This is a genomic window from Sinorhizobium psoraleae (genome assembly GCF_013283645.1).
In the GTDB taxonomy this organism is placed as follows: domain Bacteria; phylum Pseudomonadota; class Alphaproteobacteria; order Rhizobiales; family Rhizobiaceae; genus Sinorhizobium; species Sinorhizobium psoraleae.
Genome location: NZ_JABEKV010000001.1, coordinates 64,244 through 76,443, shown reverse-complemented (window position 1 = coordinate 76,443; position 12,200 = coordinate 64,244). Strand labels below are relative to the sequence as shown.

The following is a 12,200-nucleotide window of genomic DNA, read 5'->3' as shown; positions in this document are numbered from 1 at the left end:
GATCATGGCCTTTCATCTCGAGCCGGTTGCCTTTTCGGAATTGCCCGGTTGGCAGGCGGACGACCCGACACCCGTCATTGCGGCTCTTCGGCGCTGCCATCACCACGTCGCCACGGCCAAGCCCCACAAGACCGGCTCGCTCGGCATTTCCGTGGCCGACCTGTTGCCCGCTTTCGAGGCGGCCGGCGTCAACGTTTCTGGTCCGACGGCTGCGCGCGCCTTCTTCGAGGAGCAGTTCCTCCCGTTCAGGGTCCGGACCAGCGAGGGCGGGACGGGCTTCGTCACCGCCTTCTACGAGCCGGAGGTCGAGGTTCGTGCCGAGGCGGATGAGATCTTTCGCTTTCCCTTCTATCGCAGACCGGCCGATTTGATCGATGTCGACGACGCGAACCGGCCGGAAGGTATGGATCCCTATTTCGCCTTCGGTCGCCTTTCGGGCGATCAGATCGAAGAGTACCCGGACCGCGAGGCGATCGAGCGGGGCTTTCTCGCGGGGCGCGGGCTTGAGATCGCCTATGCCCGCTCGAAGGTCGATGTCTTTTTCGTTCATGTGCAGGGTGCGGCCAGACTGGTCTATCCGGACGGATCGCGCCGCCGCATAACCTATGCGGCAAAGACCGGGCACCGCTTTTCCGCAATCGGAAAGCTGCTGATCGATCGCGGAGAAATAGATGCCGCGACCGTGTCTATGGCCAGCATCCGCAATTGGCTTGCCGCGCATCCTGAAGAGGTGGACGAAGTTCTGTGGCACAATCGGTCCTTCATCTTCTTTCGCGAGGCGTCGGTAGATGATGAAGACCTGGGCCCCGTTGCCGCGGCAAAGGTGCCGCTGGAGCCGGGCCGGTCGCTTGCCGTCGATCGACTAATTCACACCTTCGGCGTCCCCTTCTACATCGCCAGCGAAACCCTGACCCATCTCGACGGCGGGCGTTCGTTCGCGCGTCTGATGGTCGCGCTGGACACCGGTTCTGCGATCGTCGGGCCTGCGCGGGGAGACATCTTTACCGGATCCGGTGACGCGGCGGGCGATCTCGCGGGATCGGTGCGCAATGCCGCGGACTTCTTCATCTTCGTTCCTCGTGCGGCCGCGGCCAGATACCACCATGGCTAAGGAAAAGAAGCTTTCGCCAGAGGATCGCATTCTTTGGGGGAAGGTCGCACGTTCGACCAGGCCAATGCCCGGCCGCCTCGACGATCTGGCGGATCTGCTTGGCGAGAGCGAAAAGGAGTCGCTCGCCGCGGCGCCGGAATCTCCGACCGTTGCGGCAGCCTCGCGTGAAAAAAATGAACAGGGCTTTGCGCTCAGCAAAGGCAAACCCGAGCGCCGTCATCATCCGCTCGAGAGACCGGTGAAACGCAAGCTCTCAAAGGGCCGTCTGGCGCTCGAAGCGCGGATCGACCTGCACGGCATGATCCAGAGTGAAGCCCATGGCCTCCTCTTGCAGTTTCTCCTTAAGGCGCACGAGCGCGGCCTTCGCCACGTGCTGGTCATCACTGGCAAGGGCACATCGCTCGGTAGTGATGGCGCGCTGAAACGGGCGGTGCCGCTCTGGTTTTCGCTTCCGGAGTTCCGGTCTCTGATCTCGTCCTACGAGCCGGCGGCGCGAAACCATGGCGGTGAGGGTGCGCTTTATGTCCGCCTGGCGCGTGCCAAGGGAAGTGCGACATGACGCCCTTTGGCGAGGCCATGCGCGAACTGCGGCGCAGGAAGGGCGTGTCGCAAAAGCAGATGGCGGCTGCAATCGGCGTTTCGGCGGCCTACCTTTCGGCGCTTGAACACGGCAAACGCGGGGCACCGAGTTTCGACTTCCTCCAACGCGTCGCCGGCTATTTCAACGTCATCTGGGACGAGGCGGACGAGCTCTTCCGGATCGCCGACATTTCCGACCCGAAGGTCGTACTCGACACATCCGGCCTGCCGCCCGGCCACACCGCGTTTGCCAACCGCTTGAGCGGCCAGATTCGCAGTTTGTCGGAGGAGACGATCCGGGCTTTGGAAGATATTTTGGAAAAAGCCACAATTCCTGATAATGACAGGGGATGAAAGCCTTTCCCGGCCGTCTCGCGCGGCCCGGGATTTGGAACCCGTGGACAAATTTCCTATATTCCGCGAGGCCTCCCGCGCTGTGATTCGCACTGAATCACGACGTTCGCAAAACCTGGAAAGACCTGAAGCCGAATGACCGATTTTCCTGAGACCGAAACCGGCGCCATCGCCGAATATGGTGCCGATTCCATCAAGGTGCTGAAAGGGCTCGATGCCGTACGCAAGCGGCCGGGCATGTATATCGGCGACACCGACGATGGTTCCGGTCTGCATCACATGGTCTATGAGGTCGTCGACAACGCGATCGACGAAGCGCTTGCCGGTCATGCGGATATCGTTACGGTGACGCTCAATCCGGAGGGTTCGGTGACGGTGACCGACAACGGCCGCGGCATCCCGACCGACATCCACCGGGAAGAGGGCGTCTCGGCGGCCGAGGTCATCATGACGCAGCTTCACGCCGGCGGCAAATTCGACCAGAACTCCTACAAGGTCTCGGGCGGCCTGCACGGCGTGGGCGTTTCGGTCGTCAATGCGCTGTCCGTCTCGCTGAAACTCAAGATCCGCCGCGCCGGCAAGATTCATGAGATGAGCTTCACCCACGGCGTTGCCGATGGGCCGCTGACGATTACCGGAGATGCTGGAAGCGAAACCGGCACGGAAGTGACGTTCCTGCCGAGCGAACAGACCTTCTCGAACATAGAATTTGACTACGGGATACTCGAACACCGCCTGCGTGAGCTCGCCTTCCTGAATTCCGGCGTCCGCATCGTGTTGACCGACAAGCGCCATTCGGACATCCGCCGCGATGAACTGATGTATGAAGGCGGACTGGAGGCTTTCGTCGCCTATCTTGATCGGGCGAAGAAGCCGCTCGTGCACAAGCCGGTCTCGATCCGAGGCGAGAAGGACGGCATCACCGTCGAGGTGGCGATGTGGTGGAATGACAGCTACCACGAGAACGTGCTCTGCTTCACCAACAACATCCCGCAACGTGATGGCGGCACCCATATGGCCGGCTTCCGCGGCGCGCTGACACGTCAGGTAACGTCCTATGCCGATTCATCCGGAATCACCAAAAGGGAAAAGGTCACGCTTCAGGGTGAGGATTGCCGTGAAGGCTTGACGGCGGTTCTCTCTGTCAAGGTGCCGGATCCGAAGTTTTCCTCGCAAACCAAGGACAAGCTCGTTTCTTCCGAGGTTCGACCTGTGGTCGAGAGCTTGGTCAACGAAGCACTGAGCACGTGGTTCGAGGAGCACCCAAGCGAGGCCAAGATCCTCGTTGGCAAGGTTGTAGAGGCGGCCGCGGCGCGCGAAGCGGCGCGCAAGGCGCGCGAGTTGACGCGCCGCAAGGGTGCGCTCGATATCTCGTCGCTGCCCGGCAAGCTCGCCGATTGCTCCGAGCGCGATCCGGCGAAGTCGGAAGTGTTCCTGGTGGAGGGTGATTCGGCAGGCGGTTCGGCCAAGCAGGGCCGTTCGCGCGAGAACCAGGCGATCCTTCCGCTGCGCGGCAAGATCCTCAATGTCGAGCGCGCGCGCTTCGACAAGATGCTTTCGAGCCAGGAGATCGGCACGCTGATCACGGCGCTCGGCACCTCGATCGGCAAGGACGAGTTCAACGCCGATAAGCTGCGCTATCACAAGATCATCATCATGACGGACGCCGACGTCGACGGCGCCCATATCCGAACGCTGCTGCTCACCTTCTTCTTCCGGCAGATGCCGGAACTGATCGAGCGCGGCCACCTCTATATCGCCCAGCCGCCGCTCTATAAGGTGACGCGCGGCAAATCCACGCAATACCTGAAGGACGAGAAGGCGCTCGAAGATTACCTGATCAGCATGGGCCTCGAGGAAGCGTCCCTTGCGCTTGCGTCCGGCGAGGTGAGAGCCGGCCAGGACCTGCGCGAAGTCATCAATGACGCGCTGCGCTTGCGTTCGCTGATGGACGGCCTGCATTCCCGCTACAGCCGGGCGATCGTGGAGCAGGCGGCCATTGCCGGCGCACTGAACGTCGAACTGAATGGCCGGCGCGATGAATTTCAGGACGCGGCGGCGGAAGTGGCGCGCCGACTCGACGTGATCGCCGAGGAGACCGAGCGCGGCTGGTCCGGGATGGTCACTGCGGAAGGCGGCCTGAAGCTTGAGCGCATGGTGCGCGGCGTCAAGGAAGTCGCGGTGCTCGACATGGCGCTGATCGGCTCCTCCGACGCCCGCCATATCGACCAACTGACGCCGAAACTGAAGGAAGTCTATTCCGAACCGCCGGTGCTGCGCCGGCGTGATGGCACCCAGGCCATCAGCGGTCCGCGAGCGCTGCTCGACGCGATTTTCGCGGCCGGCCGCAAGGGGCTAACGATGCAGCGTTACAAGGGCCTTGGCGAGATGAATGCCGAGCAGCTCTGGGAAACGACGCTCGACCCGAATGTCCGTTCGCTGCTGCAGGTCAAGGTTGCCGATGCGACCGACGCCGACGGCCTGTTCTCACGCCTGATGGGTGACGAGGTGGAGCCGCGGCGCGATTTCATCCAGGAAAACGCCCTGAGCGTCGCCAACCTCGATATCTGATCTGTTGGTGTGGAATCGACGGATTGCCGGCGCCGAAAGGCGCCGGTTTTCTTTCGTGGTATCAGTCGGCCTTGAACCGGCCCTCGAAGACGAAGTCGGCGAGCGGCTTGCGCTGGCTCGGTTTTTCCCGCTCGCGCAGATCGTCCGGAAGCGTGGACGGATCGGCAAGTTTGCCGATAGCGACGGCGGCTTCGACCCGGTAGTGTTCCGGTACGCCGAGCACGCGCACGGCCTTGTCCCGGTCAATCCCCGCCATCGCATGAGCGTACAACCCGGCAAGCCGGGTCTGCAGCGCAAGCGCGAACCATGAAGCGCCGGTGTCGAAGGCGTGGGTGTAGGCCGGTCGCATCTCGCCGTTCGACGTAAGCCTATGGGTCTTCGAAAGAATGATGACGATCGCCGCGGCGTTTCTCGCCCAGCGCTGATTGCTTCCATCGAGAATGTCCAGGAGCGACGCGAAGTGCTCGGTGCCGCGGCGCGCGTAGACGAACCGCCACGGCTGGTTGTTGCTCGCCGAAGGTGCCCAGCGTGCCGCTTCAAAGAGGGCAAGCAGATCCTTTTCGCTGATTTCCTCGCCGGTAAAGGCGCGCGGCGACCAGCGCTCCAGAAAGATCGAGTGGATCGGGTGGTCGGCTCTTCTATGGTTGATTTCTGTCACGAACGAACATCCTTATTTGCGCGTGAATCCTCTTGGGAGATCCCAAGTCTCGATGGTGGCGAGGAGGCGGATTCGGCGTCACGCTACAAAAGTTCCAGCATCGATGGAACCGCAACATGGAAATGGGAGGGAACGATGGACGAGGCAACATTCAGACATTGGTCAGCCAGGGCCGCGGATTGGGGTGTGGACTACCGGCAATCGCTTCGGGATCGTCCCGTCCGAGCGCAGACGGAGGCCGGCGCGATAGCGGCTCAGATCGCGCAATCCCCGCCGGAAACCGGCGAGGCCATGGAGCGGATCTTCGAGGATTTCGAGACAGTTATCATGCCGGGCATGACGCACTGGCAGCACCCGCGTTTCTTTGCCTACTTCCCGGCCAATGCCGCGCCCGTCTCGGTCGTCGCCGAATACTTGGTCACCGCAGTCGCGGCGCAATGCATGCTCTGGCAGACCTCGCCGGCAGCGACCGAGCTTGAGACGAAGATGCTGGATTGGTTGCGGCAGGCGATCGGCCTGCCGGCGGATTTTTCCGGTGTCATTCAGGATTCCGCGTCGTCAGCCACGCTCGCCGCCGTTCTGGTGATGCGGGAAAAGGCCTTGGCCTGGAACGGCAATCGGGCGGGGCTCGCCGCCAATCCTAAAGTCCGCGTCTATTCCTCCGACCAGGTCCACACCTCGATCGATCGTGCCATCTGGGTGAGCGGCATAGGCGAAGAGAACCTTGTCCGCATACCGACCGTCGGCGAGCGTCGGGCGATCGACTGCGTTGCCCTCGCCGCGGCAATCGAGGCGGACCGCAAGGCAGGTTATGTTCCGGCGGGCATCATCGCTTGCACGGGCGGGACCAGTGTCGGCGCGTGCGATGATATTGCTGAAGTCGTCCGCATCGTCCGAGAACATGGACTCTACGTCCACGTGGACGCCGCCTGGGCAGGGGCAGCGATGATCTGCGAGGAATTCCGCCAACTCTGGCAGGGCGTCGAGGGCGCCGATTCGGTCGTCTTCAATCCGCACAAATGGCTCGGTGCGCAGTTCGACTGCTCCGCCCATTTCGTCCGCAGCCCCGACGATCTCGTCCGCACGCTGGCAATTCAACCGGAATATCTGAAGACGCACGGACAGGACGGGATCATGAACTATTCGGAATGGTCCGTGCCCCTCGGGCGCCGCTTCCGGGCGCTCAAGCTGTGGTTCCTGCTGCGCTTCCACGGGCTTTCAGGACTGAGGCAGATGATCCGCAACCACGTGCGCTGGGCTGAGAATCTGGCGGAGCGCTTGCGGAACGAACCGGGCTTCGAAATCGTTACAGAACCGGTTCTGTCTCTCTTTTCGTTTCGACATGCCGGCGGCTCCGATGCCGACGCCCATAATCTCGCTCTGGTGAAGGCGATCAACGACGACGGCCGGATCTACCTGACGCAGACGCGCGTCGACGGGCGCATTGCCATCCGGTTTCAGGCGGGGCAATTCAGCATGACGCAGGATGATGCAGAAACGGCGTTCAAGGTGATTGTCGAACTGTCTAAAAAAGTTGTATAAGTTCTGTAGTTTTTTCTGAGGAAGGACGCGCCATGAACTTGAAAGACCCGTCGCTGTTTCGCCAGGCCGCTCTCGTCGGCGAAGACTGGATCGAAGCCGACCCGAAAAACGCGATTGAGGTGAACAATCCGGCGACCGGTGAGATCATCGGCCGTGTTCCGAAGCTTGGTGCCGCCGAGACCCGGGCTGCAATCGAAACCGCAGCGCGGGTGCAGAAGGAATGGGCGGCGAAGACCGCCAAGGAGCGCGCGGGCGTGCTGCGCCGATGGTTCGAGCTGATGATCGAGAACAAGGACGATCTCGGCCGAATCCTGACGATGGAGCAGGGCAAGCCGCTCGCGGAAGCGACCGGGGAAATCGTCTACGGTGCCAGTTTCATCGAGTGGTTCGCCGAAGAGGGGCGTCGCGTGTATGGCGACCTCGTGCCGGGGCATCAGAAGGATAAGCGCATCCTGGTGATGAAGCAGCCGATCGGTGTCGTCGCCGCGATCACGCCCTGGAACTTCCCGAACGCGATGATCACCCGCAAGGCCGGCCCCGCCTTTGCCGCCGGTTGCGCCATGGTGCTGAAGCCGGCCGGGCAGACGCCCTTCTCCGCGATTGCCATCGCCGTGCTCGCGGAACGCGCCGGCATGCCGAAGGGCCTCTTTTCCGTCATCACCGGCTCGGCGCGTGAGATCGGCGCCGAAATGACCTCGAACCCGAGCGTGCGCAAGCTGACCTTTACCGGCTCAACGGAAGTCGGCGCCGAGCTCTATCGCCAGAGTGCGACGACGATCAAGAAGCTTGGTCTCGAGCTCGGCGGCAATGCGCCTTTCATCGTCTTCGACGATGCCGACCTCGATGCGGCGGTCGAGGGCGCGCTGATCGCAAAATTCCGTAACAACGGCCAGACCTGCGTCTGCGCCAACCGCATCTATGTGCAGGACGGCGTCTATGAAGCCTTCTCCGAAAACCTTGCCGCTGCCGTCGCCAAGCTGAAGACCGGCAACGGCATGGAGGAAGGCGTCATTCTCGGGCCGTTGATCGACCAGCCGGCGCTCGCCAAGGTCGAGGAGCATGTGGCCGATGCGCTTGCCAAGGGCGCTCGCGTGGTCCAGGGCGGCAGGCGCCATGCCCTCGGCGGCACTTTCTTCGAGGCAACGGTGCTGGCCGACGTCACCCAAGCGATGGCCGTCGCGCGCGAGGAGACCTTCGGGCCCGTTGCCCCGCTCTTCCGCTTCAAGGACGAGGCCGATGTGATCGCCCAAGCCAACGACACCGAGTTCGGCCTTGCCTCCTATTTCTACGCCAAGGATCTCGCGCGCGTTTTCCGGGTCGCGGAAGCGCTGGAATACGGCATGGTCGGAGTCAATACCGGGCTCATCTCCACAGCCGAGGCGCCGTTCGGCGGTGTCAAGCTTTCCGGCCTCGGCCGCGAAGGCTCGAAATACGGCATCGAGGAGTTCATGGAGATCAAGTACGTCTGCCTCGGCGGTATTGCCTGAGTTAGAGCCCGTGGAAAACTAGCCGGCCGGGACATTCTGGCCGGTTTTCTTTTGCGGGTAATAAGCTAGCCTTGTCATCGATTCTGAGTGATTGAGCACCAGGACTTTTCGCGAGCGGGGTTGCAAAGGCTGCGGCCATTGCCCCTCATCCGCCTGCCGGCACCTTCTCCCCGCTTGCGGGGAGAAGGGACAAGCCGTGACGTCCCGTCCCCTCTCCCCGCAAGCGGGGAGAGGGCTAGGGTGAGGGGCAATCCGCTCTGATCATTAGTTCCGCTAAAGGAGAGCGATCAATGCCGGCCCCGAAGAACCCCTTTAAAGCGGCGATCCGCGAAAACCGTTTCCAGCTCGGTCTCTGGGTGGCGCTGGCCAGTCCCTACGCCGCCGAAATCGTCGCCGATAGCGGTTACGATTGGCTCCTGATCGACGGTGAGCACGCGCCGAACGACCTGCCGCTTCTTTCGGCGCAGTTCCGCGCGATCGCGGGGCGCGCCAGCCATCCGATCGTTCGTCTGCCCGTCGGCGATACGGCGCTCATCAAGCAGGCGCTCGACACCGGCGTTCAGACCCTGCTTATCCCCATGGTCGATAGCGTCGAGCAGGCGCAGCAACTGGTCCGCGCCGTTCGTTATCCGCCGCACGGCATTCGCGGCGTCGGCGCCGCTCTTGGCCGCGCCTCGAATTTTGGGCGGATCGGCGATTATCTGCAGACGGCCAACGAGGAGATTTGCCTCATCCTGCAGATCGAGAGCCGTAAGGGGCTGGATGCGATCGACGCCATCGCCGCGCTTGACGGCGTGGACGGCCTCTTCATCGGCCCGGCCGACCTTGCCGCGGACATGGGCTATCTCGGCAATTCCGGCCACCCCGAAGTCCGGGCCGCCATTGTCGATGCTTTCGCGCGCATCAAACGCGCCGGCAAGGCGCGCGGCATCATGACCCTCGATCTTGCCCAGGCGCGCGATTACCGCGATCTCGGCGCGGATTTCATGGCCATCGGCACCGACGTCACGCTCCTTGTCAGCGCGACGCAGCGCTTGCGGCAGGAATTTTCAGGCGAGCAACAGACCTCAAGGCCCACATCCGGCTACTGAGCGGCTACCGGGCTAGGATAACCCGGTAGCCGGCTACGGAATGCTTTGCAGCAGGGTCTCCCGCGCCGATTTCAAATGCCGTCGGCAAGCCTGATCCACCTGCTTCGGGTCGCGCGACTGCAGCGCGGCGATATAGGAGAGATGCTCTTCGAGCGCACGCGCATTGCGTTCACGTGAGTTCGCCTTGTTCCATTGGTAGTGATAGTGGAAGACGATCGCGATGATGTCGTAGAAATCGATGATGAAGCGGTTGCTGGACGATTTGTGCACCAGCAGATGGAAGCGCTCGTCGAGTTCGGAAAACTCCTTGTAGCGGTTGTCGATGTCGGCGAGGATTTCGCGGTGCACGGCCTCGATATTCTTCAGCTCCTCCCAGGCGGGGTGATCCTCCGGCAGGGCGACGAAGCTCGCGGCGGATCTCAGCTCGAACATTTCCCGCACTTCGGTCAGTTCGAGCGCGAACTCGCGGGTAAAACCCTTGAGCACCCAATGGCTGTTCGGCCGCTTCTCGATCAGCCCGAAGCGGCTGAAGCGGATCAGGAATTCGCGTACGCTTGTCGTCCCTGTGCCGATCTCGCGCGCGAGTTCGAGCTCGTTGATCTGCATGCCGGGTTCGGCGCCTCCGGCCAGAATCCGGCGCATGAAACTACGCTCGATGATCTCGGCAAGTGAATTGGTCTCTTCGGTCGGAAAATAGTCGGACGGCTCCGGGCGGCGCAGCACGATCTTCCGGCGTTTGTCCCAGATGATCAGCTTGAGCTCCTCGCAGCGGGAAAGAATGGCCCGGACCGTGGTGCGGCTCACCCCCAGCATCTGCCCGAGTTCCGGTTCGGAAGGCAGCGTGGAGGTCTCCGCCAGCAGCTTCAGGCAGCGATTGAAGGCATCCTTGAAAACGGTGTTCTGCTTCGCCATGGAAAGTCCGGCCGGTTCCCTGTTGCTGCGGGCGTCGCGCCCGGAACTGTTGCTGTTCTACGGCTTGGGGCGTCCTACCAGACGCTCGGAAGCTGCAGTAGCATTTTGATGTACTGCATGATTCATCGAGTCGGCGCCGACCGAAGCAGTGACGCAATAGCCCGGCGGCGCAGGTTTGTCTTCGTTGCGGCGACGATTTCTAGGCATTCGGTCGCCCCCGATCTTTCCACGCCCTTGCGGCCGGCCATGGCCCATGACGCGAGTTTTCGATTATAATACCTGTTGACGGATTTCTGTCTATTGTGGATAAAAGACAAATTGATCGTGCGACCATTGCACAAGAATGAGTTCAGGAGTGCCGCAATTTGTCCGCCCCGTCTTCAATCCTTCTCTCGCCGGAGGACAATGTCGCCGTTGCCACCTTCTCGATCGAGGCGGGGCAGCTGCTTCCGGGCGGCGCCAGGGCCAAGGCGCGGATCGAGCCCGGCCATAAGGTTGCGATACGAGCCATCGCAAGCGGCGAGCCGGTAATCAAATATGCGCAGGCAATTGGCCGCGCGACCGGCGACATAGGCGCTGGCGACCATGTGCATTCGCACAATCTCGCCTTTGACAAGGACCGTCTTGCGATTGGCGCCGCCGTTCCGCCGGAAGCCGCAAGCGCGGCCGACAAGGCACGGACTTTCCTGGGTTACCGCAGGGCCGACGGGCGGGCCGCCACCCGCAACTATATCGGCATCATCGCCAGCGTGAACTGTTCCACCACGGTCTGTCGAGCCATCGCCGACGAGGCCAACCGGCGCATCCTGCCGAGATACGAAGGTATAGATGGCTTCGTGCCGATCGTGCACGATCAAGGCTGCGGCATGTCGTCGACCGGCGACGGGATGAAGAACCTGCACCGGACGCTCGCCGGCTATGCCCGTCACACCAATTTCGGCGGCGTGCTGATGGTCGGACTCGGCTGCGAGGTCAACCAGTTGACGCTCTACGGCCAGAGCGGCTCCGGCGCGGAGAAACGCCATTTCAACATCCAGGAAGCGGGCGGCTCCCGCCGGTCGGTCGAGCGCGCCCTCGGAGTCCTCGACGAAATCGCCCAGGAAGTCGCAACGGCGCGGCGTGTGCCGATCCCGGTCAGCGAGATCATCGTCGGTTTGCAATGTGGCGGCTCCGACGGGCTTTCAGGCGTTACGGCGAACCCGGCGCTCGGCGCAGCGGTCGATATTCTTGCGGGCGCCGGCGGCACCGCTATCCTCTCGGAGACCTCGGAGATCTATGGCGCCGAACATCTCTTGCGCAGCCGGGCGGTCAACGAAGGCGTCGCGGTGAAGCTCGATAGCCTGATTTCCTGGTGGGAAAACTACGTTGCCTTGCACGGAGCGTCGCTCGACAACAATCCTTCGCCGGGCAACAAGCGCGGCGGTCTGACCACCATCCTGGAAAAATCGCTCGGCGCGGTCGCCAAGGGCGGACGATCGCCGTTGACGGCTGTCTACAATTACGCCGAGCGTGTGACCGAGCATGGGTTGGTCTTCATGGATACGCCGGGTTACGACCCGGTTTCTGCAACCGGACAGGTCGCGGGCGGCGCGAATGTCATCGCATTTACGACAGGACGCGGCAGCTGCTTCGGCTGTCGCCCAGCGCCGTCGATCAAGCTCACCAGCAACACGCCGCTTTATCGCGCCATGGAGGAAGACATGGACATCGATTGCGGCGTGATCGCTTCGGGAGAGGCAACCATTGCCGGTCTTGGCCGTGAAATCTTCGATCTGATCGTCGATACCGCTTCCGGCCGCAAGACGAAGAGCGAACTCTTCGGTTATGGCGACAATGAATTCGTTCCCTGGCATCTGGGGGCGACACTCTGACGATGTGGGAAAAGCGCATCCTTG

The 12,200-nt window shown here is 62.3% G+C and carries 10 protein-coding genes; 8 read left to right on the top strand and 2 right to left on the bottom strand.

Features of this window, described 5'->3' with window-relative positions:
• Window positions 1-4: 4 nt before the first annotated feature.
• The 4 genes from mltA (at window position 5) to gyrB (ending at window position 4,615) form a co-directional block, all read left to right on the top strand.
• The gene (mltA, locus tag ILFOPFJJ_RS00320) at window positions 5-1,111 is read left to right on the top strand and encodes a murein transglycosylase A (protein ID WP_173508604.1); all 1,107 of its coding nucleotides are present in this window, start codon (window positions 5-7) and stop codon (window positions 1,109-1,111) included.
• Window positions 1,104-1,670: a Smr/MutS family protein gene (locus ILFOPFJJ_RS00315; RefSeq protein WP_173508603.1), complete on the top strand. Its 567-nt coding sequence runs from the start codon at window positions 1,104-1,106 to the stop codon at window positions 1,668-1,670. The genes mltA and ILFOPFJJ_RS00315 overlap by 8 nt, the downstream gene beginning before the upstream one ends.
• A complete protein-coding gene (locus ILFOPFJJ_RS00310) occupies window positions 1,667-2,044 on the top strand; it encodes a helix-turn-helix domain-containing protein (RefSeq protein WP_173508602.1) in 378 nt (125 codons plus the stop codon). Before ILFOPFJJ_RS00315 ends, ILFOPFJJ_RS00310 begins: the two co-directional genes overlap by 4 nt.
• Before the next feature lie 135 nt (window positions 2,045-2,179).
• Window positions 2,180-4,615, top strand: coding sequence for a DNA topoisomerase (ATP-hydrolyzing) subunit B (gyrB, locus tag ILFOPFJJ_RS00305; protein ID WP_173508601.1), 2,436 nt, complete (start codon window positions 2,180-2,182; stop codon window positions 4,613-4,615).
• A 61-nt stretch (window positions 4,616-4,676) separates the two neighbouring features.
• Here gyrB and ILFOPFJJ_RS00300 read toward each other — a convergent pair whose 3' ends face one another.
• Window positions 4,677-5,273 carry a nitroreductase family protein gene (locus ILFOPFJJ_RS00300; RefSeq protein WP_173508600.1) on the bottom strand — a complete coding sequence of 199 codons (597 nt, stop codon included), beginning with the start codon at window positions 5,271-5,273 and terminating at the stop codon, window positions 4,677-4,679.
• Window positions 5,274-5,408: 135 nt separating this feature from the next.
• Here ILFOPFJJ_RS00300 and ILFOPFJJ_RS00295 point away from each other — a divergent pair, with 135 nt between their 5' ends.
• From ILFOPFJJ_RS00295 to hpaI, 3 genes are all read left to right on the top strand, one after another.
• The gene (locus ILFOPFJJ_RS00295; RefSeq protein ID WP_173508599.1) at window positions 5,409-6,815 is read left to right on the top strand and encodes a pyridoxal phosphate-dependent decarboxylase family protein; all 1,407 of its coding nucleotides are present in this window, start codon (window positions 5,409-5,411) and stop codon (window positions 6,813-6,815) included.
• Window positions 6,816-6,847: 32 nt separating this feature from the next.
• A complete protein-coding gene (gabD, locus tag ILFOPFJJ_RS00290) occupies window positions 6,848-8,302 on the top strand; it encodes an NADP-dependent succinate-semialdehyde dehydrogenase (protein WP_173508598.1) in 1,455 nt (484 codons plus the stop codon).
• Between the two features lie 290 nt (window positions 8,303-8,592).
• Window positions 8,593-9,393, top strand: a complete 801-nt coding sequence (gene hpaI, locus ILFOPFJJ_RS00285) for a 4-hydroxy-2-oxoheptanedioate aldolase (RefSeq protein ID WP_173508597.1) — start codon at window positions 8,593-8,595, stop codon at window positions 9,391-9,393.
• Between the two features lie 33 nt (window positions 9,394-9,426).
• Here the strand turns inward: hpaI and ILFOPFJJ_RS00280 are convergent, their stop codons facing one another.
• The gene (locus ILFOPFJJ_RS00280; protein ID WP_173508596.1) at window positions 9,427-10,305 is read right to left on the bottom strand and encodes a GntR family transcriptional regulator; all 879 of its coding nucleotides are present in this window, start codon (window positions 10,303-10,305) and stop codon (window positions 9,427-9,429) included.
• A 365-nt stretch (window positions 10,306-10,670) separates the two neighbouring features.
• Here ILFOPFJJ_RS00280 and ILFOPFJJ_RS00275 point away from each other — a divergent pair, with 365 nt between their 5' ends.
• Window positions 10,671-12,176, top strand: coding sequence for a UxaA family hydrolase (locus ILFOPFJJ_RS00275; protein ID WP_173508595.1), 1,506 nt, complete (start codon window positions 10,671-10,673; stop codon window positions 12,174-12,176).
• Window positions 12,177-12,200 lie beyond the last annotated feature (24 nt).